The sequence below is a fragment of the Edwardsiella sp. A.80236 genome, assembly GCF_044540725.1.
GTDB lineage: Bacteria > Pseudomonadota > Gammaproteobacteria > Enterobacterales > Enterobacteriaceae > Edwardsiella > Edwardsiella tarda.
The window spans coordinates 155,533-180,074 of record NZ_JBIUCY010000001.1 but is presented as its reverse complement, the minus strand read 5'-3'; the positions used below and the strand labels follow the sequence as shown (position 1 = coordinate 180,074).

Annotated in this window: 22 protein-coding genes; 15 read left to right on the top strand and 7 right to left on the bottom strand. The window is 56.0% G+C overall.

All coding sequences use genetic code 11. The annotated features are described in order from the left end of the window. The first annotated feature begins 220 nt into the window (after positions 1–220). A complete protein-coding gene (locus ACEQFP_RS00785; protein ID WP_005287693.1) occupies positions 221–1,231 on the top strand; it encodes an NAD(P)-dependent oxidoreductase in 1,011 nt (336 codons plus the stop codon). On the opposite strand, the gene ACEQFP_RS00780 is transcribed toward ACEQFP_RS00785, so the two are convergent. After that, positions 1,232–2,080 (bottom strand): N-acetylmuramoyl-L-alanine amidase, encoded by an 849-nt coding sequence (locus tag ACEQFP_RS00780; protein WP_370547334.1) that lies wholly within the window; start codon positions 2,078–2,080, stop codon positions 1,232–1,234. Positions 2,081–2,163: 83 nt separating this feature from the next. After that, positions 2,164–2,793: a LuxR C-terminal-related transcriptional regulator gene (locus tag ACEQFP_RS00775; protein ID WP_068870768.1), complete on the bottom strand. Its 630-nt coding sequence runs from the start codon at positions 2,791–2,793 to the stop codon at positions 2,164–2,166. 579 nt (positions 2,794–3,372) lie between these two features. On the opposite strand from ACEQFP_RS00775, the gene ACEQFP_RS00770 reads away from it, so the two are divergent. The 10 genes from ACEQFP_RS00770 to ACEQFP_RS00725 all read left to right on the top strand — a co-directional run bounded on the left by ACEQFP_RS00770 (position 3,373) and on the right by ACEQFP_RS00725 (position 12,875). Further along, positions 3,373–3,888 carry a fimbrial protein gene (locus ACEQFP_RS00770; RefSeq protein ID WP_068870766.1) on the top strand — a complete coding sequence of 172 codons (516 nt, stop codon included), beginning with the start codon at positions 3,373–3,375 and terminating at the stop codon, positions 3,886–3,888. A 49-nt stretch (positions 3,889–3,937) separates the two neighbouring features. Then, positions 3,938–4,630 carry a molecular chaperone gene (locus tag ACEQFP_RS00765; RefSeq protein WP_370547333.1) on the top strand — a complete coding sequence of 231 codons (693 nt, stop codon included), beginning with the start codon at positions 3,938–3,940 and terminating at the stop codon, positions 4,628–4,630. 20 nt (positions 4,631–4,650) lie between these two features. Then, on the top strand, positions 4,651–7,104 hold the full coding sequence (locus tag ACEQFP_RS00760; protein ID WP_370547332.1) for a fimbrial biogenesis outer membrane usher protein: 2,454 nt from the start codon (positions 4,651–4,653) through the stop codon (positions 7,102–7,104). Between the two features lie 18 nt (positions 7,105–7,122). Next, positions 7,123–8,154 (top strand): fimbrial protein, encoded by a 1,032-nt coding sequence (locus tag ACEQFP_RS00755; protein ID WP_370547331.1) that lies wholly within the window; start codon positions 7,123–7,125, stop codon positions 8,152–8,154. Between the two features lie 196 nt (positions 8,155–8,350). Further along, positions 8,351–9,079, top strand: coding sequence for an arginine ABC transporter ATP-binding protein ArtP (gene artP / locus ACEQFP_RS00750; RefSeq protein WP_370547330.1), 729 nt, complete (start codon positions 8,351–8,353; stop codon positions 9,077–9,079). Between the two features lie 37 nt (positions 9,080–9,116). After that, on the top strand, positions 9,117–9,848 hold the full coding sequence (gene artJ / locus ACEQFP_RS00745) for an arginine ABC transporter substrate-binding protein (protein ID WP_005287726.1): 732 nt from the start codon (positions 9,117–9,119) through the stop codon (positions 9,846–9,848). Positions 9,849–9,941: 93 nt separating this feature from the next. Continuing rightward, complete coding sequence (gene artQ / locus ACEQFP_RS00740; protein ID WP_005287728.1) at positions 9,942–10,658, top strand: arginine ABC transporter permease ArtQ; 717 nt, start codon at positions 9,942–9,944, stop codon at positions 10,656–10,658. Further along, positions 10,658–11,326: an arginine ABC transporter permease ArtM gene (gene artM, locus ACEQFP_RS00735; protein ID WP_005287731.1), complete on the top strand. Its 669-nt coding sequence runs from the start codon at positions 10,658–10,660 to the stop codon at positions 11,324–11,326. Before artQ ends, artM begins: the two co-directional genes overlap by 1 nt. 231 nt (positions 11,327–11,557) lie before the next feature. After that, positions 11,558–12,292 carry an arginine ABC transporter substrate-binding protein gene (locus ACEQFP_RS00730; RefSeq protein ID WP_005287733.1) on the top strand — a complete coding sequence of 245 codons (735 nt, stop codon included), beginning with the start codon at positions 11,558–11,560 and terminating at the stop codon, positions 12,290–12,292. Between the two features lie 94 nt (positions 12,293–12,386). Then, positions 12,387–12,875 carry a methylated-DNA--[protein]-cysteine S-methyltransferase gene (locus tag ACEQFP_RS00725; protein ID WP_005287736.1) on the top strand — a complete coding sequence of 163 codons (489 nt, stop codon included), beginning with the start codon at positions 12,387–12,389 and terminating at the stop codon, positions 12,873–12,875. Here ACEQFP_RS00725 and rlmC read toward each other — a convergent pair. The 3 genes from rlmC to ACEQFP_RS00710 form a co-directional block, all read right to left on the bottom strand. Beyond that, positions 12,866–14,005: a 23S rRNA (uracil(747)-C(5))-methyltransferase RlmC gene (gene rlmC / locus ACEQFP_RS00720; protein ID WP_370547545.1), complete on the bottom strand. Its 1,140-nt coding sequence runs from the start codon at positions 14,003–14,005 to the stop codon at positions 12,866–12,868. The genes ACEQFP_RS00725 and rlmC overlap by 10 nt on opposite strands. Positions 14,006–14,052: 47 nt before the next feature. Further along, a complete protein-coding gene (locus tag ACEQFP_RS00715) occupies positions 14,053–14,523 on the bottom strand; it encodes a YbjO family protein (RefSeq protein WP_230456002.1) in 471 nt (156 codons plus the stop codon). 122 nt (positions 14,524–14,645) lie between these two features. Then, positions 14,646–15,137 carry a YbjN domain-containing protein gene (locus ACEQFP_RS00710; protein ID WP_005287746.1) on the bottom strand — a complete coding sequence of 164 codons (492 nt, stop codon included), beginning with the start codon at positions 15,135–15,137 and terminating at the stop codon, positions 14,646–14,648. Between the two features lie 155 nt (positions 15,138–15,292). On the opposite strand from ACEQFP_RS00710, the gene ACEQFP_RS00705 reads away from it, so the two are divergent. Next, on the top strand, positions 15,293–15,487 hold the full coding sequence (locus tag ACEQFP_RS00705; protein ID WP_005296885.1) for a DUF4250 domain-containing protein: 195 nt from the start codon (positions 15,293–15,295) through the stop codon (positions 15,485–15,487). A gap of 47 nt (positions 15,488–15,534) precedes the next feature. Here the strand turns inward: ACEQFP_RS00705 and nfsA are convergent, their stop codons facing one another. Next, positions 15,535–16,257, bottom strand: a complete 723-nt coding sequence (gene nfsA / locus ACEQFP_RS00700) for an oxygen-insensitive NADPH nitroreductase (RefSeq protein ID WP_005287752.1) — start codon at positions 16,255–16,257, stop codon at positions 15,535–15,537. A 277-nt stretch (positions 16,258–16,534) separates the two neighbouring features. Here nfsA and ACEQFP_RS00695 point away from each other — a divergent pair, with 277 nt between their 5' ends. After that, positions 16,535–16,807, top strand: a complete 273-nt coding sequence (locus ACEQFP_RS00695; protein WP_370547329.1) for a GrxA family glutaredoxin — start codon at positions 16,535–16,537, stop codon at positions 16,805–16,807. Between the two features lie 101 nt (positions 16,808–16,908). Here the strand turns inward: ACEQFP_RS00695 and ybjM are convergent, their stop codons facing one another. Then, a complete protein-coding gene (ybjM, locus tag ACEQFP_RS00690) occupies positions 16,909–17,289 on the bottom strand; it encodes an inner membrane protein YbjM (protein WP_035599960.1) in 381 nt (126 codons plus the stop codon). Between the two features lie 296 nt (positions 17,290–17,585). Between ybjM and ACEQFP_RS00685 the strand changes: the two genes are divergently transcribed. Together ACEQFP_RS00685 and upx are read left to right on the top strand one after the other, a co-directional pair. Further along, a complete protein-coding gene (locus tag ACEQFP_RS00685) occupies positions 17,586–19,274 on the top strand; it encodes an aspartate:alanine antiporter (protein WP_005294756.1) in 1,689 nt (562 codons plus the stop codon). An 843-nt stretch (positions 19,275–20,117) separates the two neighbouring features. Next, positions 20,118–23,936, top strand: coding sequence for an anti-phage protein Upx (upx, locus tag ACEQFP_RS00680; RefSeq protein WP_370547328.1), 3,819 nt, complete (start codon positions 20,118–20,120; stop codon positions 23,934–23,936). Positions 23,937–24,542 lie beyond the last annotated feature (606 nt).

Below are 24,542 nucleotides of genomic sequence, written 5' to 3'. Positions count from 1 at the left end.
ATCCTCATCCAGACCAGGTTAATAGCACGATAGCGCCACCGCCAGACACAGACAACAACAAATCTGCTGAGTAATCCGATTGCATGTCGGGCCGATTCACGGAAAAATGGCACCCTTATTGTGCAGTCGGAGCCGAATCGTGTTCCCGGCAGTCAGAACGGCCGCTAATCGGCCGCAACGAATGGCCTGATCAAGACAGGCTCACGGTGGATAGGCAAGTATGAAAGTTTTGGTGACCGGGGCAACCAGCGGTCTCGGGCGTAATGCCGTAGAGTATTTACGCCAGCGGGGGATCAGCGTGCGCGCTGCGGGGGACAACCTGGCCATGGGGCAGGTGCTACAAAAGATGGGAGCGGAGTTTATTCACGCCGATCTCGGCAACTTAGTCTCCGCCCAGGCCAAGGCGATGCTAAGCGATGTCGATACCCTGTGGCACTGTTCCGGCTTCACCTCACCCTGGGGATCTCAAGAGCTGTTTGAAACCGCTAACGTGCGCGCCACCCGCCGCTTGGGCGAGTGGGCCGCCGCCTATGGCGTGCGCCAGTTCATTCATATCTCCTCGCCCGCCGTCTACTTCGACTATCGTCATCACCACGACATCAAAGAAGAGTTTACCCCGGCGCGTTACGCTAACTACTACGCCCGCAGTAAGGCGGCCGGCGAAGAGGTGATCCGCGCCTTGGCGCTGGCCAACCCACAGACTCACTTCACCATCCTGCGTCCACAAGGCTTGTTCGGCCCGCACGACAAGGTGCTGCTGCCCCGTCTGCTCAGCACCATGAAGAAGCATGGCTACCTGTTATTACCGCGCGGCGGCGTGGCGCTGCTGGACATGACCTACGAAGAGAACGCGGTGCATGCCATGTGGCTGGCGACCCAGCATCCGAATACCCCCTCGGGGCGCGCCTATAACATCACCAACCACCAGCCACGCCAGCTCCATCTGATGCTGCAACAGCTGATCGACGCGCTGGGCGTCACCTGCCGGCTGCGTGCCATTCCCTACCCGATGCTGGACATCGTGGCACGCACCATGGAAAAGCTGAGCACGCGTAGCGCCAAGGAGCCCACCCTGACCCACTATGGCGCGGCCAAGCTCAACTTCGACATGACGCTGGATACCGGGCGAGCGCAGAATGAGTTGGGCTACCAACCCATCGTCTCGCTGGAAGAGGGCATCGTGCGTACCGCGCGCTGGCTGCATGACCATGGGCGCCTGCGCCAGCTCTAATTAACGCTCAGGGGGTTGCGGGCCGGGGCCGTACTTCGCTAACAGGGCATCGACGATGGCGCACGTTTCGGCATCGGCCTCGCCGCGAAAATCGGTGGGACGATAATGCATCTGGAAGGCGGCGATGACGCGTCGTGAGGCGGCGTCGTTGATCCCCGTCGCGGCGATCTGATAGCCCCAGAGGGCCAGACGCCGTTGCAGGTAGGCCACGCCTGGCGGCGACGCCTGATAACGCTGGCGGTAGGCGCGCACGCGTGCGGCATCGGGCCAGGCTCCGACGCCCTGCTCCGCCAACAACGCCCAAGGAAACAGTGGCCCCGGATCGACCTTACGCTGTGGCGCAATGTCCATGTGCCCCACCACGTCTGGTGGTGCAATATGATAGCGCCGCACGATGTCGCGGCTGAGGGCGCGCACCGCCGCGATCTGCTGCGCGCTGAAGGGGTACCAGACGATGCCGTTGGCCGTACGCCGATAACCGGGATTCTCGATTTCGATACCGATAGAATTATCGTTAAGCCGAGTCTGGCCGCGCCAGTAACTGACCCCCGCATGCCAGGCGCTACGCGACTCCGGCACCAGTTGCCATACCACCGGCTTACCCTGGCGCTGCGGTGGCTGCGCCGGCACCAGATAGTGTGCGCTGACCTGCTCGTCCGTCAGCACCTTGAGGGAAGAGGCGAAGTCCTCCGCGGTGTAATGGATCACCAGGTAACGTACCCGCGGCTCGGCGCGCAACGCCTGCTGACTATCATCCACCAGGTAGTCTCCGCGATCACGCAGCGCAGGTGGCTGCTGGCAGCCCGCCAGCAGTAAGAGTGCCAATAGGGCGGACGTTTTTCCCCTCATCGTTTCGCCTCTGCGCGTTGAATTCTCCAGCGCAGATATTACCCGTTGTGTTTTGCAACGTCAGCCCCGCCGTCCATGCTCCGCTATCCGCACAGGTGGGCATCGGCCCATTTCACCGCCTGGATCCGATTTTTCACCGCTATTTTCTTAAAAATATTATAGACATGCGTTCTGACCGTATTTTCACTGATATACAGAATACGCGAGATATCCAGATTGCTAGCCCCCTGCTGCATCGCCTTTAGCACCTCCTGCTCGCGCAACGTCAGCCGCGTCAGGCGCGGTGGGGACGCCACGTCTCCCGCCTCCTCCTGTGCGGCCACCAGCAGGGTGCGCAGCCGGCGGATCAGCGCCTGCTGATGCGTCTTGGCCGGAAAGACGGCGATGATATTTCCATGCTGGCGCCACGCCAGCCTCTCATCATAGATATTCACATTGATCAAAATAATTCGCCGACCAACTCGCGGGTTAAATATAGCCTCAAGCCAATACGCTCGCTGCTCCGACTCGCCGTCAAGCAACATTGCATCAAATATAACAAAGGCATCATCATCAAATAAACAGTTTGAATTTCTGGCCGCATCACACAGATAAATGGGCACGCTAAGATAGTTATTAAGCATATCGACGAGAAGCATCGACTGTAGCGTGGGATAGGTAATTAATGACAGCCCGTTTTTTTCCTTAAATACGTCATGGCTCATCGCCATCATGAAATCCTCTTCATGGAAACGCAGACACTAATTTTTAACGAAAGGCTAGGCACTGACTAATAACTAATTGAGATATCACCCCACAATATGATCAGGAAAAAGTAATAAAGAATGACGCGACGCCCATACACTCCCCATGCAGTCGACATAAAACGCTGGCTATTGCTGGCATTATAATGGATTACCCACATAGACCGCGACGTCCACCGTCGGCGGAAAAGGCACAGGCTGAATAGCCTGTCTAAGCATATTCGGTAATTATTCAGCTGTCAAAACATCCTATCTGAATGTTGGTGCAATAAAAGCTATTTACTCCAGTAGGTAACTAATCAGTGCACCGCTTATCATTTTTAGCTTAAATTAGATAGCAACGCTAGCAAATTAAAATACTCTTTTTTGCCGATATAAATACGAACTTTGTATTAGTTACAAACTAAAGGTAACAGACAAAAATAAAACGGCTGGAAAAAACGACAGCCTGTCAATCGTGATTTTATTTTTTAAAGATGAGATTTTTCCGTTCTGTGATGCGCCCCATCACGCGGCGGAATAATGCCCATCCTAAAACAAGGAGTTGTCATGAAGAACGGTATTATTTCCATAGCGATGTTAAGCGGCCTTTTTATTTCGTCTGCGGTATTTGCTGTCCCCTCGGGTCAGCTGCAGATTCAGGGCGAAATCGTGGGCGCCTCCTGCATGATTCAAAACTCAGATCAACTGCTCCAGCTGCCACAGGTCGGCGCCGATCAGTTTGGGACCCTCGAAGCGGGTAATATTTATACCGGCGCCTCCGCGCAGGCCGATATCAACATCGTCTGCAGCGACTACACAGAAGGTAACCTGACGCTCAGCTTCGCCAATAGCAATATGACAGACAAAGGCGTAATTATCCCGACCCGCGGCGCCGAGACCGGCGTCGGTTTTCAGCTGAAGGTCAAGGATAAGCTAATCGATGGCTATAACACCCAGCACACGCTAACCGGTACGGGCGGCAACTATGTCCTGCCCATCACCGCCTACTACCACAAAATCAGCGGCACCGTGAGCAAAGGCGCGGTGAGCTCCGCCGTCACCTACACCATTACCCACGATTAACCTGAAGCCTGCGGGACTCCGTCGGGAGTCCCTACCATTTGGTGATCCTATGAAGAAAGTGCTATGCGCCTTACTGTGCGCCATCACCGCCTGGCCGGCCTACGCCACCATCGTGATCTACGGCACCCGGATTATCTACCCGGCAGAGCGCCAGGAAATAACCGTCCAATTAGCCAACCGCGGCCACAAGACCTCGCTGATCCAGGCCTGGATCGATGACGGGGATCCCAATGTTCCCCCCGAAGAGGTTAAGGCCCCCTTCCTGCTGACGCCGCCGATCGCCACCATCACGGCGGGTAACGGCCAGCAGCTGCGGATTCGAGCGCTGCCCAACGCCCTGCCGCAGGATCGGGAGTCGCTGTTTTACCTCAATGTCCTCGACATTCCACCGGATAACCCGGCGCGTAGCGGCAACCTGCTCAAGCTAGCGATGCAAAACCGTATCAAGCTGTTCTACCGCCCTCAGGGGATCGCCGCGCTCGGCGAAAAAAACGTCGATCAGCTCTCCGCCCGTCGCAGTGCACAGGGGGTGACGCTGGATAACCGTTCGCCTAACCACATCACGATTACCGCGCTCGGTGCCGGTGAACAGGAGCAGCTGCTAAAGACAACCCTGATGCTGGCCCCCTTTTCCCAACGGCACGTCGCCGTCGCCGGCCTACCGGGCGGAGTCTCCACGCTGACCCTCTCCTATCTGAATGACTATGGCGTAAAGCGTCAGCAGGCCATTCCCCTTAACTAATCGCAACGAGTGAGGCACGGATGCTCAGGTTAAACGCCATTACCCTCTCCCTGACCCTACTGTTTCCCGTGGCCTATGCCATGGCCAACGCGACAGACACCTTCGATACTCACTTTCTTAAAGGCACGGCGAAAGATCGCCAGCTGAGTCAGATTACGCTGGATCCCAACGCGCCCTACCCCGGCGACTATCCGTTGGATATCATGGTCAACGGCGAATGGCGCGGCGTGTATACACTGAGCGTCAGCCAACGGCCCGACAACACCTGTCTGAGTGAGTCGCAGCTGCGCGGGCTGGGGATTAAGCTCCCCGCATCGCCGAGGGATACGCGCTGTATCCCGCTGCGCCAGGCGCTGCACGGCGGCAGCTACCGCTTTAACACCAGCCTGCTGCAGCTGGAGCTGACCGTGCCACAGGCCTTCGTGATCAGCAGGGAAAAGGGCTATATCGCCCCGGAAAGCTGGGATCGCGGCATCAACGCCTTCTTCACCAGCTATAACGCCAGCTACTACTACAGCGACTACCGCGGCAGCGGCCACAGCAGCAATACCTATCTCAACCTTAACAGCGGTCTAAACCTGTTCGGTTGGCAGCTGCGCGCCACCACCAGCTATAATCAGCGCGATACCCAGCGCGGTGACTGGAGCAGCAACAGCGCCTATCTGCAGCGCAGCTTTGCCCCGATCAACGGCGTGCTGCGCGTCGGCGACATGTACAGTGCCTCCGATCTGTTTACCGGCGTGCGCTTTCACGGCGTCCGTCTGTATAGCGATCTGCGCATGCTGCCCAGCTCCAAGCAGAACTTCACCCCGCTGGTGCGTGGCGTAGCCCAGAGCAACGCGCTGGTCACCGTCGAGCAAAACGATATCATCGTCTATCGCCAAGAGGTGCCGGCGGGGCCGTTCTCCATCGAGGATTTGCAGTTAGTGGGCGGTGGTGGCGATCTCAATGTCAGCGTGCAGGAGGCGGATGGGCGCATCAACCGCTTTATTGTTCCCTACTCCTCTCTGCCTAACATGCTGCAGCCGGGAGTTGGCAAGTACGATCTGGCGGTGGGGAAAACCTACCTCAGTGATATCAACGATCAGCGCGGCTTTTTTCAGGGCAGCTACCAGCACGGTCTCAACAGCCTGCTGACCCTCTACGGCGGCGCGCAGGCGAGTCAGGATTACTATGCGCTGCTGCTGGGCAACGGTTTTAACACGGCCATCGGCGCCTTCTCGCTAGATATCACTCACTCCTCCAGCCGCCTGACGGATCGCGACGAACAGCGCGGGCAAAGCTACCAGATAGCCTACAACAAGTATCTGGCCGCCACGGCAACCCAGTTTTCACTGGCCGCCTACCGCTACTCGTCACGCCACTACCGCACCCTGAGCGATCATCTCTATCTTAATGACAACCGCGCTAGCCCGAACAGCGACTGGGACTATTACCGCTACGATCCGGGCCGTAAAAACAACTATGCTATCAACCTGAGCCAGACGCTGCCGCAGGGCTGGGGATCCGTGTTTTTCTCTGGCACCTGGCGCGACTACTGGGGCGCCGGTACCCGCCGCCAGGATTACCAGGTGAGCTACAGCAACAGCTGGCAGCAGCTCAACTATACCCTAGCCGCCAGCCAGACCTACGATCAGGGACTGAACAGCGACCGCCGCGTCTATCTCTACTTCACCCTGCCGCTGAGCTTTGGCGAGCCGCGGCGCTCCCTGTATCTCTCGAACGCCACCACCTTCGATCGCGATGGCTACCAGTCCAACAACGCCTCTCTGAGCGGCTACGCCGGCGAGTGGCAGCAGTTTAACTACAGCGTTAGCCTCAATAACCAGCGCCAGGATCGCCTCACCGCGCTGGGCACCAACCTCAGCTATCGGGCCCGCTCGGCGACCCTGAGCGCCAGCTATAGCCAGTCGCAGGATTATCGTCAGACCAGCGCCGGCATCAGCGGCGGCGTGGTGGCCTATCGCGGCGGCGTGCTGTTCAGCAATGCCCTGACGGACACCATGGCGATCGTCGACGCCCCGGGGCTGCGCGACGCCAGCGTCAATGGCTATGGCTATCACGCCACCAACGGCGCCGGTCAGGCACTCTACGCCGCCCTGACCCCCTACCGCGAAAACAGCCTGCGCCTGACGCCGTCACCGCAGGACGATACGGTGGAGCTGAAGGGGAACATGCAGAAGCGAGTGCCCTATGAAGGGGCCGTGGTGCTGGCGCGCTTTGAGACCGATACGCGCCAAAGCTTCTACTTTAAGGCGCGCCGCGCCGACGGTGCGCCGCTCGGCTTCGGCTATCCGGTCAACGCCCTCGATGGGGAGACCCTGGGGCTGGTCGGTCAGGGCGGCATGATCTCCCTGCGCAGCGACACGCTGCCGGCGCAGGTGACGGTACCGCTGGATCCGCAGGCGGGCACCCGCTGCACCCTTACCCTCTCAGCCGCCACGCTGAGCAGTCAAACCCACCTTTGCCGCTGAGTATTACGAGGTCGACTCATGAACTATCGCCGTTATCTTTTTATCCTACTCTTGCTGCTCAGCGGCCCGGCGCTCTCCTGGTGTAAACTGGAAAACCCGGGCTTAGAGATCCAGCTGGGGCAGATGCTGATAAGTAATCAGAATATGTCTCCCGGCGGGCAGCAAGTGTCGGTACCGCTGCCGCAGTTCAGCAAGCAAACCGTATGTGACAACTACAGCAATAAGCGAAACGAGGTGCATCTCGGCACGCCCTACAATCAGGGCGTCGTGGTCAAGTTTTATGACAACGTCTTTATCGAGATCATCGTCCACAAGCCGCCTCAGGAAAACATCAAGCTACCCGTGGGCAGCTATACGGCGGCGCAGTTTCTCGATCAGATCACCGTCACCGCCAGGCAGGTCGCCCCCACCCAGACCGATCGGCTCGCCCCAGAAGGGCAGTATCTGCTGGAGTCCGCGATGGTAATCAGCGCCGGCAGCGGTGCATCCGGCTCTCTGCTGGAGTTTCTCTGGCGTCTCCTCATGTTTCTCTCAACCGGGAAATGGCCCGCATCGGAACACGACCTGTACCAGGTGAATCTTAATCTGACGCTGGACTACCGCGCGACCACCTGTCAATTTACCGACACGCTACTCACGCTGCCGCCCATTTCCATCGGCGACCTGACGCAGAGCGGTGCGGTTACCGGCATGATCGCCGACCATACCCTGGTCGCCCAATGCGACCAACTGAGCGGGACACAGACCAACCGCACCCTGCGGGTGACCCTGAGCAGCGATACGCTGTTACCGGAGAATCCCCGGGTCGTGCGGCCGCATGTGGGATCGGGCGGCGTCGGCTTTATTCTGTACGACGAGCAGCAGCAGCCCATCACGCTGGGCGGCGCGGCGGCTCAGCCCAGCGTCATCCGGCAGATCCCCCAGTGGACGACGCTGCCCGAGCGGGGATTCAGCATCCCTATCCGCGCCGGTTATTACCTCTATGACCGTAGCAAGGTTCAGCCTGGTCAACTGGAGGCCAACGTTACCATCAACATCGACTACGAGTAAGCGATGGCGCGAGCGGTCTCAGGCCGCCGCGCCGCCTTAGCTCCCCATATTCCCCCCGCCCCCCATCTCACGGCCCGACATCGTACTATTTTTCAGCGCTCAATATGCACATCTCCAAATTTTAACCCACAAATATTGCATAATTATTCTGATGAAGTTACTCTTTGCCCTATCAATTGCTATTCAGATTAGGCGCATGAGTATTCAAATCGACGGCATCAACTGCTACTACGGCGCACACCAGGCGCTGTTTGACATTACCCTGGAATGCTCGGCCGGCGAGACGCTGGTGTTGCTCGGGCCGAGCGGCGCGGGTAAGAGCTCGTTGCTACGGGTGTTGAACCTGCTGGAGATGCCGCGCTCTGGCACCCTGGGTATCGCCGGTCATCAGTTTGATTTCCGCCAGCCTCCGGGAGAAAAGGCCATTCGCGATCTGCGGCGTAACGTCGGCATGGTGTTTCAGCAGTATAACCTGTGGCCGCACCTGTCGGTGATGCATAACCTGATCGAGGCGCCCTGCCGCGTGCTGGGGCTGTCGAAGGAGGCCGCGCTGGCGCGCGCCGAGAAGCTATTGGTCCGGTTGCGTCTCAGCGAGTTCGCCGACCGTTATCCGCTGCATCTGTCCGGTGGCCAGCAGCAGCGGGTCGCCATCGCCCGCGCCTTGATGATGGAGCCGCAGGTGCTGCTGTTCGACGAACCGACCGCCGCCCTCGACCCGGAGATCACCGCCCAGATCGTCAGCATCATCCATGAGCTGTCGGAGACCGGCATCACCCAGGTTATCGTCACCCACGAAGTGGAGGTGGCGCGTAAGACCGCCAGCCGCGTCGTGTATATGGAGCAGGGTCGCATCATCGAACAGGGCGACGCCAGCCACTTTATTCATCCGCAGACCCAAGAGTTTGCCGGATATTTGTCCCATTAACGGCCCGCTAGGCCATGCGTAACCGTTGGAGTCTGCGATGAAAAAAATCATAATTGCTGCGATGTTAGCCGGTATCAGCGTCTCTGCCTCGGCAAACGAAACCATTCGCTTCGCCGCCGAAGCCTCGTATCCGCCGTTCGAGTTTATGGACGCGCAGAATAAGATGCAGGGATTCGATATCGATCTGGCCAACGCCATCTGTACCCAGATCAAGGCCACCTGCACCTTTAGCAATCAGTCTTTCGACAGCCTGATCCCGAGCCTGAAGTTCAAGCGGATCGATGCCGTGATCTCCGGGATGGACATCACGCCTGAGCGCCAGAAGCAGGTCGACTTCTCTCAGCCCTACTATGACAACTCGGCCCTGTTCATCGCCGAGAAGGGCAAGGTCGCCGATGTGGCGGCGCTGAAAGGCAAGCGGGTCGGCATCCAGAACGGTACCACCCATCAGAAGTACCTGATGGACAAACATCCAGAGCTGACGCCCGTGCCTTACGACAGCTACCAGAACGCTATCCTCGATCTGAAGAATGGCCGTATCGATGCGGTCTTCGGCGACACGGCGGTAGTCAACGAGTGGCTGAAACAGAACCCGAATCTGGCACCGGTTGGCAGTAAGGTGACCGATGCCGACTACTTCGGCAGCGGCTTGGGCATCGCGGTGCGCAAGGGCAACAGCAAGCTACTGGAGCAGTTTAACCAGGCGCTGAATCAGCTCAAGCAGGATGGCACCTACCAGACCATCTATGACAAGTGGTTCCAGAAGTAATCATCGGAAATGCCAGTAGTGCCTATCGGCGTAGGCGTTATGGTTAGTAACATGCAGGCGGCGCAGGCCGCCTGATGGGATAGGCGTCAGGCAATGATTGAATTTATTCCCTTAGTCCATGCCGCCGGCATCACTGTCGGCTTGGCTCTCTGCTCTCTCCTGCTCGGCCTGGTTCTCGCCATGCTGTTTGCCGTCTGGGAATCGGTCCGTTTCCGGCCCCTAGCGTTGCTGGGTACCGCTTGGGTCACCCTGCTGCGCGGGCTGCCGGAGATCCTGGTGGTCCTGTTCATCTACTTCGGCTCCTCACAGCTGCTGTTGTGGCTCTCGGATGGCATCCCACTGAACCTGGGGTTCACCACCCTCACACTACAGTTGAACATCGATAACTTCGAGGTCAGTCCCTTCCTGTGCGGGGTGTTGGCCTTGGCCTTACTGTATGCCGCCTACGGCTCCCAGACCCTACGCGGCGCGCTAAAGGCGGTACCGCAGGGGCAACGTGAAGCGGGGATGGCGTTGGGGCTCAGCAAGACGCATATCTTCTTCCGTCTGGTGATGCCGCAGATGTGGCGCCATGCCCTGCCGGGGCTGGGTAACCAATGGCTGGTGTTGCTCAAGGATACCGCGCTGGTCTCGCTGATCAGCGTCAACGATCTGATGCTGCAAACCAAGAGCATCGCCACCCGGACCCAGGAACCGTTCACCTGGTACTGCGTGGCCGCCGCCATCTATCTGCTGATCACGCTACTCAGCCAGTCTGTGCTCAAGCATATCGAGTCGCGTACCACCCGCTTTGAACGGAGTGCTTCCTGATGTTGAGCTATATTCCCGACTTATTGCAGGGGCTGCACACCAGCCTGTCATTGACCGTGGTCTCCCTGCTGGTGGCCCTGGTGCTCGCGCTCTGTTTTACCGTGGTGCTGACCCTGCGGCCACGGGGGCTGACGCTATTGGTACAGGGCTACATCACCCTGTTTACTGGCACCCCGCTGCTGGTACAGATCTTCCTGATCTACTACGGGCCCGGGCAGTTTGCCTGGATCCGCGAGACCCCCTGGCTGTGGAGTGCGTTGTCACAACCCTGGCTGTGCGCCATGCTGGCGCTGGCGCTGAACAGCGCGGCCTACAGTACGCAACTGTTTTACGGCGCGATGCGCGCGATCCCGAATGGCCAGTGGCAATCCTGCGCGGCGCTGGGGATGTCCAAGGGACAAACCCTACGCATCCTACTGCCGTATGCCTTTAAACGCGCCCTCTCCTCCTACTCCAACGAGGTGGTGCTGATCTTCAAGAGTACCTCGCTGGCGTACACCATCACCCTGATGGAAGTGATGGGCTATGCCCAGCAGCTGTACGGGCGAACCTACGACGTGATGGTGTTCGGTGCCGCCGGGGTCGTCTACCTGTGCGTCAACGGCTTGCTCACCCTGATGATGCGCCTGATCGAACGCCGCGCCCTGGCCTTCGAACAGCGTAACTAGTCCCGCCCTTATTCGCGAAGAAGATCGGTTTCGACCGATCTTTTTTTATTTCCTGTCGTTGCGCATTTGAAAATATTTACTCATAAGTATTGCATAATAATTCACCCAATGGCACATTCAGACAGGTAGAGGCGGCGACGGTCGTTCCCGTTTTCCGCCTCGACCCCCACTGACAGACAACCAATAAAATCAATCACACCCCGCGGGATGGGCCTTGTACAGGAGTGAGCTATGAAGAAGTTACTGGTCTGCGCCATCGTCGCTGCAATGAGTTTTAGCGCTCAGGCGGCAGAGAATATTCGTTTCGCCTCATCGGCCACTTACCCGCCATTTGAGTCCCTCGATGCCAACAACAACATCGTCGGCTTCGACATCGATTTAGCCAAGGCGCTGTGCCAGGAGATGAAGGCGAACTGTACCTTCAGCAACCAAGCGTTCGACAGCTTAATCACCGCGTTAAAGTTTAAGCGTTACGATGCCGTCATCTCCGGCATGGACATCACCCCCGAGCGGCAGAAGCAGGTGGCGTTTACTCAGCCCTACTACGCCAACTCGGCGATCATCATCGCCCAGAAGGGGAAATATCACAGCATGGCCGACATGAAAGGGTTACGCGTCGGGATGGAGAATGGCACCACCCATCAGAAATACCTGCAAGAGAAGCACCCGGAGATCAAAACCGTGGCCTATGACAGCTACCAGAACGCCATTCTGGATCTGAAGAGTGGGCGCATCGACGGCGTATTCGGTGACACGGCGGTGGTCAATGAGTGGCTGAAGAACAACCCACAGCTGGCGTCGGTCGGCGAGCATGTCACCGATCCGCACTACTTCGGCATCGGGCTAGGCATCGCGGTTCGTCCGGGCGACAAGGCCCTGTTGGCACAACTCAACCAGGCGTTGGCTGCCATCAAGGCCAACGGGACCTACCAGAAGATCAGCGACAAGTGGTTCCCCGCCTCCTGATGCACATCGAGGCCGCGCCTTTCGGCTCCGATTGGCGCGCCGCGAGCGATTTGTTAGCATAGTCAATATCGCCCGTCTACCGCCCGGAGCCTGCATGCATTACGACCATTACCTTTCACCGATCGGCCCGTTGCTGCTGGTCGCCGATGACGTGGGCCTGCGCCAACTGTGGCTGCCCAACGAACTGATCAGCCGCGTGATCCCCGCCAGTTGGCGGCATGACGGAGCCTTTCCCCTCTTGCAGCGTACCCGCACACTGCTCGACGCCTACTTCGCCGGCCAACGTCCCGACTGGCACGATCTGCCGCTGGCGCCGCAGGGTACCCCCTTTCAACAACAGGTGTGGCAGTTGCTATGTGCCCTTTCCTATGGGGAGAGCAGCCACTATGCCGCCCTGGCCGAGCGCTTGGGTAACCCACGCGCCGTACGCGCCGTCGGGGGCGCCGTGGGACGCAATCCGATCGCCATCTTGATCCCCTGCCATCGCATCCTCGGCAAGGCGGGTAATCTGACCGGCTACAGCGGCGGTCTGGCGATCAAGCAAGCCCTGCTGGATCTCGAAGGGATCCCTTATCACGCCTGAACGCGTTGATGCACCAACAGCGTCAACACCTCGTAATGGGCGGTATGCGGGAACATGTCGAACAGACGGATCTTGGCGATGCGGTAGCGCTCCAGACAGGCAATATCCTGCGCCATGCTCTGAGCGTTACAGCTGGAGTAGAGAATATAGGGGGGCGCCATGCGCCGGAGGTCGTCGCACAACGCCACACCGATGCCTCGCCGAGGCGGATTGACCAGCACCAACTGCGGCGCCTGGCCATGCTCGTCGGCAAAGGCGGTGGAATCGAGGGCGGCAAAGCTCACCTTCTCCAACCCCAGACGCGCAGCCGAACGCCGCGCGCAGGCGATGGCCTCGGCGCTGATCTCAATGCCGGTTAATGCCATCTCGGGCGTGGCACAGTGCAGGCCAAAGCCGCCGACGCCACAGAAGAGATCCCACATCGCCGTCACGCCCAACGCGCGTACCCAGTCGCGTGCCTCGGCGTAGAGTGCCTCGGCCACCGCGGGATTGGTCTGGAAAAAACTCTGCGGGCGGATATAGAGCGGCACACCGTTGAAGGACTCCTCCAACGCCTGCTGCTCGCTCAGGAAGATCTCCTGCTCCCCTTCCAAAATCGCCATCGGCACCGGCTGCAGGTTGACGCTGATCACCGCCAGCTGCGGCAACTGTGCCTGCAACCACGGCAACGCCTGGCGCAGCTGCGCCAACTTGCTCTCGGAGCGCAACACGAAGCGAAGCATCATCTCGCCATTGAGGCAGCTCTCCGTCAACAGCAGATATTTCAACTCGCCACGCCGACGCGCCACGTTATAGGGAGTCAGACCGGCGCGCGGGATGAAGGCCTTCAGCACGGCGAACACCGGGGCAAAGCTGGCGGGATAGAGCGGACAATCGCACAGATCCACCCCCTCGCCCTCACGCGTCAACATGCCCAGTAACGGACGCTCGACGCTGCCCGTAACCACCATCTTCGCCTTGTTACGCATCGCCTGTTCGGCGCTGGGACACGCCGGCAGCCACTCACCCACCGGCTGATCGTCTAGCAGCGCGGCCAAGTGGTGCTGTTTATCGTCCAACTGACGGGAATAGGGAAGGGAAAGCCACTGACAGGAATGACAGCGACCCGCCTGATACTGGGCACAATGCATCACAACTCACTCGATGGAAATGAAAACGGTCGGGGCGGGGGATTGTATCACAGCGAACGGCGGAAGTAGCGCCGACTGGCGGAGGGAATAAACAGCAACGCCAGGATCAACAAGTCAGGCAACTTCTGCCCTAACAAGACCTGGAGGATCTGGCCACCGTCATCGCCGGGTACACGGAATAACTCGGGATGGAACCAGCCGAGCGAGGCCCACCACATGTAGCCGACCACCAGCAGCTGACACCCTAGGTAGATCCAGCGACTGAGCGGCTTACCCAGCATCAACGCCAGACCGCAGCCCAACTCGATCACCCACAGCGCTAGGCTGGCGACCAACAGGAGGATGGTCTGCCAGCTGTGCAGCGCTTCGCTGAGAAAGGCGGCGATGCCACTCGGGCCGAGGGCGACACACAGCAGCACCACGCTCGCCAGACGCACCCCGATTAACGCCGTGCCGGCAATCAAAACCGGCACCGGGGCAGCAAACAGGCTATCTATCCTTGGCTGTATACTGATCATCTGCGCCATCGCATCCTACTCCGCGGGACCTCACCGCTTCCATCATAAGGAGGATGCTGGGCCGAGACAAGCCATCGATGCCGAATAACGATACTTCATCAAGAGGTTAGCCTCTTGGGGAATCAATGCAGCAGCGGACCGCCACTGCTCTCGGCGCTGAACTCGCCCTCGCCCTCTTCCCCTTCGCCCAGAAACAGCATGCCATTCGCCCGCGCCTCCATCATCACCATGGAGACTTGCTCCTCGGCCTGCTGCATAAAGGCGGCGAACTGCTCCAGCGTTATGCCGACGCTCGCATTAAGCGACATGCAGGCGATCAGTTTCGGCAGGTTGTCATCCTGGATGTCGACAAACGCCTTGACGCCCAGCGTGCTGGCATTAATCTGGCTTAACTCCGCCACTAGCGCGATCAAAGCCGTAGGACGGACTTCCGCCAAGGCGGTAAACAGGATAGTGTTATCGAGGAGGTCGACTTTCGCGTCGAATACCCCGTCAAAATTCTGCATGTGTGGTAAATGCAGCGCCTGGCAGGAGTCACACTCGAAGAAGGTGGTACCCAGTTGATCCAGCCAGTGCCGTAACACGTCCAGATCGGGGACGATTAGAGGATCCATTGCGCCCTACCTCACAAAGATAAATCGGGTAATTGTTATTAGAAAGGGGGCATAGCTTACGGAACTTTAGCCGCTTGCGCCATGCCCGAGGGCAATTTATTGCCGCGTTGACGTCTGGAAAGCCTGCCACCCGCACTCACGACCAGGAGATCGCCATGCCGTTATCCCGTTACGCCACGATGGACCCCGTGATGCTGCTGAGCATCATCAACATGAAGCTGCGCGACGAGTGCGACTCACTGCCAGCCTTGTGCGCGCGCTACGAAATCCCACAGCCCCTATTGGAGTCACGCCTGGCCGCTGCCGGCTTCCGCTATTACCGCGACAGCAACCAGTTCATCCCACGCTAGGCCTGTGCCCGCCGGGCTTAACGCGCGATCGGCGGGCTTCACGCGCCTTAATGGGTGATCCAGCCCTGCTGGTGCAGATAGTCCAGCATGAAGGGACGCCGCTCTTTCTCCAGCGTGCGGCTGATCTGATCGCTCCAGCTATCCTGGCGGCTATGGTCGCTTCGCTGGGCGTAATAGCTGCGGACATGCGCATCATAGGCGGCCAGCGCGGCGCGATCTAACGGCTGATAGCGATTCTCGTGTACCAGAATGTTCAACGGTAGGCGCGGCTTCTGCTCAGGGCGCTGCGCCGGATGGCCCAGACAGAGGCCGACCAACGGCAACACATGCTGTGGGCAGGCCAGCAACGTGGTCACCTGTTCGATATGATTGCGGATGCCACCGATAAACACCCCACCCAACCCCAACGACTCGGCGGCAGTCAGCGCATTCTGCGCCATCAGCGCCGCATCGACGCAGCCCAATAGCAACTGCTCCGCTGATCCCAACTCGGCCTGCGGGAAGATCTGTTGATGGCGCTGAAAATCGGCGCAGAAGATCCAGAATTCCGCCGCCTCCGAGACATACTGCTGCCCGCCGGACAACTCCACGAGCTGCTCTCGCAGGGCGCGATCGGTGATACGGATGATCGAGGTACATTGCAAGAAGCTGGACGACGAGGTGGCGCGCGCCGCCTCGAGGATCGCCAGACGTTGCGCCTCGCCGATCGGTTCGGCACTAAATTGGCGAATGGAACGGTGATCGCACAGCAAATCGATGGTCGAAATCATGAATTAGCTAGCTCCCTGATGAGTCGCGTAAACGAATAAAGTAACACTGTGGGACGGCATGCTCCGATGCTAACGCGTTCTTCCACCCCGCCGTTGACCCTGGGTGCGCCGACATCGGTCAAACCTTAGCATTGGATAGATGAAATTTATCAAAGTAACAGGCAAATCCTACTTTTTTTTGCCGCGCGCTACAGGCATAGTAGTGCGCATCAAGGAGCCCATGCTAAACCCGTTAGGGATTTAGTGGGACTCGCCATTTCCTTTAAGGAGTCCTCTCATGTTTGCAGTGATTTTTGGGCGTCCGGGCTGCCCCTATTGTGTCCGTGCCAAAGAGTTGGCCGAGAAGCTGAGCGCCGAGCGCGATGATTTTAAATTCCGTTATGTCGATATCCATGCGGAAGGCATCAGTAAAGAAGATCTCTCCAAGACCGTCGGTAAGCCGGTAGAAACCGTACCGCAGATCTTTATCGATCAGCAGCACATCGGTGGTTGCACCGACTTCGAAGCCTATGCGAAGGCGAATCTGGAGCTGTTCAACAACACCAACTAACGCGTGACGACGGCCAATAAAAAAAACCGCGACTGCGGTTTTTTTTTATGCCTCTAGCGCGCGTTTTTGACGCCAGGTGAAAGGATCATCATCGATTATAACTATCGAATAGCATGCCGACCTCGCATCACCGCCGCGAACCAGTACAGCAGCGCGCCAAACACACACCAAAACACCATGCTGGCGCTGTAGGGCAACAACTGCAACACACTCACCTGACAGGCTAACCACAGCGTATGCAGCAGCAGGCAGAAGAGCGCCGCCAGCAACGCGCCGTAGAACACCGTCAAGACACGACGCCGCTGCGCCAAGGGGCAAGCGATCGCGCCCGGCAGCATATACAGCAATAACCCGGGGCGCAGCCCCGGCAGACGCGCCGTCGCGCCACCATTCGCCTGGCTATAGCCGTGCAGCAGTAAAAAGAGTGCCGTCACCAAGAAAAAACAAAGAATAAAAGAAAACCAACGCCGTTTGTTCGCCACCCCATGCCTCCCTACAGCGAAAAGATACCACAGCCCCTCCCCCGACAAACCGCGAACGGCCTACCAGCAGCGAGCGAATCTCTTCCCGGCGCAGAAAAACAACGAACCATCAACTGAAGGCGGCTTTTTACTGGCTGTCCGTCAGCCAACCGTCTAAAATGGGCGGTCATACCCATTGGGTATCCACCATTCACCGCTGGCGAGTCCTCGGTGAATTCTCATATATTCTACGGCTGAATTTAGCTCTAACAGTCGATCATATCAAGAACCTGATAGTTAACAATAAGTTATTCTACATGAATATTGATGTCGCGAGTTTGTTAACAGGCAATTATATCCTGCTGCTGTTCGTGGTCCTGGCGCTGGGGCTTTGCCTCGGAAAGCTGCGCATAGGCTCCATCCAACTGGGTAACTCCATCGGTGTGTTAGTGGTCTCCCTGCTACTGGGCCAACAACACTTTGCCATCAACACCGATGCCCTCAACCTAGGATTCATGCTATTTATTTTCTGCGTCGGTATCGAAGCCGGACCCAACTTCTTCTCTATCTTCTTTCGCGACGGGAAAAACTATCTCATGCTGGCCTTGGTGATGGTCGCCAGCGCCCTGTTTATCGCGCTGGGGCTGGGTAAGCTGTTTCACTGGGACATCGGCCTGACCGCCGGGATGCTAGCCGGCTCGATGACCTCGACGCCGGTGTTGGTGGGCGCGGGTGATACCCTGCGTCAGACGCTGGCCAACGATCCTCACTTGGGGCAACTGCAAGATCACCTGAGCCTGGGCTACGCCCTGACCTACCTGGTTGGCCTAGTCAGCCTGATCTTCGGCGCTCGCTACCTACCGAAGCTACAACACCAGGATCTGCCCACCTCAGCCCAACAGATCGCCCGTGAGCGCGGCCTGGACAACGACACCCAACGCAAGGTGTTTCTTCCGGTGATCCGCGCCTACCGCGTCGGCCCGGAGCTGGTCGCCTGGGCAGATGGCAAGAATCTGCGTGAATTAGGGATCTACAGCCAAACCGGCTGCTATATCGAACGCATCCGCCGCAACGGCATCCTGGCGACGCCGGACGGCGACGCGGTGCTCCAGGTCGGCGATGAGATCGCCTTAGTGGGCTACCCCGATGCGCACGCACGCCTCGACCCGAGCTTCCGTAACGGCAAAGAGGTGTTCGACCGCGACCTGCTGGATATGCGCATCGTCACCGAAGAGATCGTGGTGAAGAACAGTAACGCCGTCAGCAAACGTCTAAGCCAGATCAAGCTGACCGACCACGGCTGTTTCTTGAACCGGGTGATCCGCAGCCAGATCGAGATGCCGATCGACGACAATATCGTGCTCAACAAGGGCGACGTGTTGCAGGTCAGCGGCGATGCCCGCCGCGTCAAGAGCGTGGCCGACCGCATCGGCTTTATCTCGATCCACAGCCAAGTTACCGACCTGCTGGCCTTCTGCGCCTTCTTCATCATCGGCCTGATGATCGGCCTGATTACCTTCCAATTCACCGGCTTCTCTTTCGGGATCGGCAACGCCGCTGGCTTGCTGTTCGCCGGCATCATGCTGGGCTTCCTGCGCGCCAACCATCCGACCTTCGGCTACATTCCGCAGGGGGCGCTGAACATGGTGAAGGAGTTTGGTCTGATGGTGTTTATGGCGGGGGTCGGCCTGAGCGCCGGCGCCGGCATGCGCAATGGCCTGGGCGAGGTCGGCGGCCAGATGCTGATCGCCGGGCTGATCGTCAGCCTGGTGCCGGTGGTGATCTGTTTCCTGTTCGGCGCCTTCGTGCTGAAGATGAACCGCGCGCTGCTGTTTGGGGCCATCATGGGCGCGCGCACCTGTGCGCCAGCCATGGACATCATCAACGACGCCTCACGCAGTAACATCCCTGCCCTGGGTTATGCCGGCACCTACGCCATCGCCAACGTGCTGCTGACCCTGGCCGGTACCCTGATCGTCATCATCTGGCCCGGCGTGGTGGGCTGACGCTCTCCCCCTCACCGGCGACGAAAAAAGATCATCTTTTTCGTCGCTGGCGGCTGAACTTTCCACGCCAGCGTCAGTCTGAATTAATGCCACTGCTTTTCTTTGACGTCCCCATATTGAGGAGCCCGATAATCCCGCCGCTTAGGTTCAAGGTTATCGGGTTTTTTATTGCCTGTAGAAAAATCGTTTTATCATCAAACTGTTATACAAGCAGCGTGTACGATGTGGCGACAACGTGGCGACACCCCCTCAACAACCACCTGTCTGATCAACCTATCGCTCCCTTGCCCCTTTTGTAACGTGAGGAAAATTGAACCGAGCGCTAGATCAGTGATAATGCTTTAGTCCTCCTAACGAATGAAGGCTGCCAACTTTGTGTTTCCGCTAACACCAAGTAAGTAGCGTCATCTGTTACTGGTGACCTGCTCCCCGTTCGTTAACACATAGCAACGTTAGTAATGCATTCTACGCGGTAATAACAATTGCGAGCTTCCGCTACTCGCTCGCAGCGGGCCTTCAGCTTGTATAACTAGTCCGCTTCGTGCCAAGAGCGGACGTTTGTAAGTCCACACTGTATCGACGGTAAGGGAGCAGTTCAGCACATTACCCTTGGCATTGTCCGGTACTAATTTGAAGGGGCTGTTTGGTTGAATTAAAAATACGAACTAAAACCAACAAGAGTCGGAAAAAACTTCAAAATGCTGCTTATGGATAATAGTCATCGTAAAAATGTACGGAAAATAGACTAAAATCAGAAAAACATCTGTTATACATTGACTTAAAGTCATCATCTCCGCTATGACTCCTCAATCCAAGTTGACAAATGTTTAGCCAGGAGTTCCCGTGAACGAGCATCTCTCTCATATGGATGTACATACCTTGTTTGAAGAAATGGACGAGCAGGCTGATGGAATAACGCTTAAATGCTCATTTGATGACATAGCAAAGAGCAACGCATTGGTTGTCACTGAGTTTGTCAATTTTGAGCGTGACAGCACAGTAGCTTTACTCTCCAGCCTTCTTACTCTCCCGGCACACCAATCTCAGTGTTTGCGCTTCGAGCTCCTAGCGAGCCTTGCACTTATTCACTGCAAAGGTCAGCAGAAAGCAAATATCGATGACGTGAAACGCTGGTATGTCGCTATTGGAGAGTCGAGTAATATCGTTGGAGAAGATCCTGCTGAGGACGTCTTCGTCACCCTTGTTGATAATAAAAAAGGTGATTACCGTGTGCTAGAGGGGGTTTGGGAGGCTGCAGGTTTTTATACACAATTAATGGTCGAAATTGTATCCGACATGCCTGATACGCACCGCTATCGCTCACTGAAACTCGCTATACAGGCAATTCTCCGTCTCTCAGATGCTATTTGTGCTCGCTCTGGCCTTCATCGTTTTCAGGAAGGCGCAGACGAATTCCCGGACTCTCTTGACACCGCTGGTCTTGATGAGAAAGAGCTCTGTTCAAGGGTAACGTTGTCCGAGCGTTCTCTTAGAGCTGAGGGGATCAAACTCTCTGACTTAGCACCTTTCATTCTTGAGCCCTCTCATATAAGCACGCTTGGAAATCAGGCCCCAGGGGAGGGAATGCTTGAACAACGGCCATTGCTCCGCACACGCGATGGTATTGTGGTTGTACTTCCTACCGCCATGACCATTGCAATTCGCCAGGCAGTTATAAAATTTGCAAAGCGCACCGAAGAATTGAGCGAGCTAGACAAAGCATTAGCTAACGCCTATAGCCGTACCTTCTCCGAGATGCCAGTCTTCGGCAATGGCAGAAGGTTAAGAAGACTGACATGGCAGAAGCACAAAATGAGCCGAACAACGATGGTAACCTCCGTCGTGGATGCTGGTCATTTGATGGTACTTCAGTTCGTCTTGCCTTCCATACAGCAATACGCCGATACCCGTTTCAACAGCTTGCTACAGCTAGATGAGGAGACCACGCAATTTCTAGATAACTCTGTTGAACAAATTACAGGTGACCTCGCCAAACAACCTGACTTTCAGCGTGGCATAGTCGTGCGCGTAGAATGTGGGTGGGGGGCGGGTTTTTTGGGTATGCCTCCCCAACTGCCAGATGGTTGGCAATTTGAATGGATGTCTGGTGCGGACTTTGTCCGGTTCGGGGCATTACCCGATATGTCACCAATTGCCTTCTGGCGTGTGCAAGACGCAGTCGAAACGATCAGGCAAGCTGGTGTTCGGTTCATCAATATGAGCGGAACTCTCAATCTTCTTGGATGGATACGCGCCAATGATGGCCATATGGTTCCTCATGACCAGTTACCAGATGACCGTATCACACCGGAACATCCACTAATGTTAATGATTCCCACGAATTTACTCCGTGATATACGAATAGCGGCAGACACAGGATATGACCGGCATCGCATTAGTGACAACAATGGTAAATGGCATCGAGTAATGAGGCCTTCTGCAGAAGATTTCTTTCCCACCGAGCGTGAGAGCAAGTGCTACGCATCCATAGATGATCTTAAAGCGCAGCGGCTGACCTGTGTATATGAGGGGCATGGTAATCTTTGGGTAACGCTTGAAGCCCCAGAAATGGAAGATCGGATGCTCATCGTTGAGCTTGCCAAAATGGTTCAAACATGGATTTGGCGGATTGGAGAGGCACTGGAGGTCTTGAGTAAGCAACAAATAAAAAAATCATTAAAGGTGTATCTGCATTTTGATGGTAACGACAATATTGACCGATTTGATGGAGAGAAATTTCCTGATGATATGAATACATTTTGGCGACTTGAACGAATCCATGAGCATGGGGCGATTCGCGTGGTTCTGCAAGATGGGTATCTTGCAGGTTTTCGTCTACCGGATAACCGTGCAGAACGAGCTCTGGTGCGTGCACTCGGTACGGCCTTTGCCACACTTCTTCGGATGAAAGAACCAGTGGGTAAAGGGGTAGTTGTTGAGCAGATAGCGGTGCCCAATGACAGAGCGCGCAGCTTCCACATAATGCAGGCTTATGACTTCAACCAATATTTAGGCCGTTCACTAACTAAACGTCTTTTAGCTATTGAAGATATCGACTCAGCTGCAGCCCGAATTGAGCTAGCATGGCGTGCTGTTTCGACAGATGCACCATCACGATATCAGGGTAAAAAGGCAGTTGGAAAGCTTCTTAATGATGTGGTTGATGTGCTGATCCAAGACTTACTAAGCGAACTTTCAAGATTTGACCGTAAACAGACAGTAACGCGATTACTTGAAAACGTTGTAAAGGCACGTTGTGAAGAGGCGCACTGGCGTAGTACTGCAGCAGCGGTCCTTGGCTTGCATGCAGGAGAAGAGGCTGTCGAAGAGACGATAGCTCAAGAAATGAGCCGTTATGCGGGCGCAGCGTTAACTTCCCGGCTAATCATTGAACTTGCCATCTGTGTGTGCCCGACTAGCGGTGGAATTGAACCTTCTGATATGACACTCAGTAAACTTCTTGCACGGGCATCACTGCTTTTTCGCATAGGTGGTATGTCAGATGCCGTACGTTTCGGTGCTTTGCCTGCTGATATTCGCATCTCCCCCTTAGGTGATCTCCTCTTTCGCGATGAACTCGGCAAAATGGTGCTTGAACCAATGCTTTCAAAAGTTACTAACGAACGGTTTGAGGAACAAGCGGCACAATTCGAGCAACACTATGTGAAAACTGCCGGAGGGGATGATGAGAATAGCAAAAAAGATAGTATTGCGGCTGAAACCACCGAGGACCAAACCGATATTTTCCTTGCATTCTGGAAAGCAGAAATGGGCTTCACTCTCGAGGATGGAATGCGATTTATCCAGTTCCTTGAGTCCATCGGAATAGAGCAAGAATCAGCAATCTTCGAGATGCAAAGAAGCCAATTAGCGGATGCTGCTAAATCGGCTGGGCTCGCAGATGAAACTATTGATGCGTTCCTCAACCAGTTTATCCTTAGCGCACGTCCGAAATGGGATGTAGTGCCCGATGGATTTGACCTTTCTGATATATATCCCTGGAGGTTTGGCCGACGCCTTTCAGTTGCTGTACGTCCCTTGTTACAGATTGAAGAGAGTCACGATCCACTAATTGTTATCGCACCAGGCCTCTTGAGTCTGTCCCTTAAATACGTTTTCGATGGTGCATATACTGGGCAATTTAAGCGTGACTTCTTTCGCACAGAGGGTATGAGAGACACTTGGTTAGGTGGAGCGCGGGAAGGACACACGTTCGAAAAAATTTTGGAGAGAGAACTTCGTGAAACAGGCTGGACAGTTCGACGTGGCATAGGCTTTCCTGAAATTCTTCGCAGGAATCTACCAGGTGATCCGGGGGATATTGATCTTCTTGCCTGGCGCTCAGACCGCAATCAAATTCTCGTTATCGAATGTAAGGACCTCTCCCTTGCTCGTAATTACTCAGAAGTTGCCTCGCAACTATCTGAATATCAAGGTGATGACATAAAGGGCAAACCAGATAAACTCAAGAAACACCTTAAACGCGTATTACTAGCCAAAGAAAACATCGATAATTTTGCCAAGTTCACTTCGATAGCGAATCCCGAGATTGTATCGTGGCTCGTTTTCAGTGGAGCATCTCCCATTGCCTATGCTCAATCCAAGATTGAGGCTTTGACAGGAACTCATGTTGGCCGCCCAAGTGATCTTCTGAACTTTTGATACATATGCTGTGCGATAAGACGCCCTGGCAACTAAGTTAATCGTTCCTACTACTGATATTTTTAAATAAAGGATGATCTTACATGCTCAAAATGATTTTTTGCACTGAGAGGAAAACAGACAAAATTGCTGACATCACGGCGGTCAGCGCGTTCAAAAACATATATCCCATTTTAGATTTCAAGGGGTATAAAAATCATAGCACAAATTGCTCATTACGGAGGGAAAAACCCGTGAGGTATAAACACTTTCCGAGGCACAGTGTGCCCTCATCTTAGACGGTTGCCAACAGATGTTGAGCTGTACGCGTAGCCAGAAGTGATGAATTGCCAGCGCTGGAGAGAATAATCTGAACGTCCAGACGAGCGATTACATTGACACTCGCATGGCGTCAATGAAGGTTCGCTCTGTGCCAAAAGCCGAAGTTGATGGCCATAATCATTGACTAAAACATTCCCAGAAGTGAATTAGTGAATTAGTGAATTAGTGAATTAGTGAATTAGTGAATTAGTGAATTAGTGAATTAGTGAATTAGTGAATTCACTGATATCATCGTCTAACTAGTCAAGACACCAGATGCTAAATAATTTTTCAAATCTGGAAATG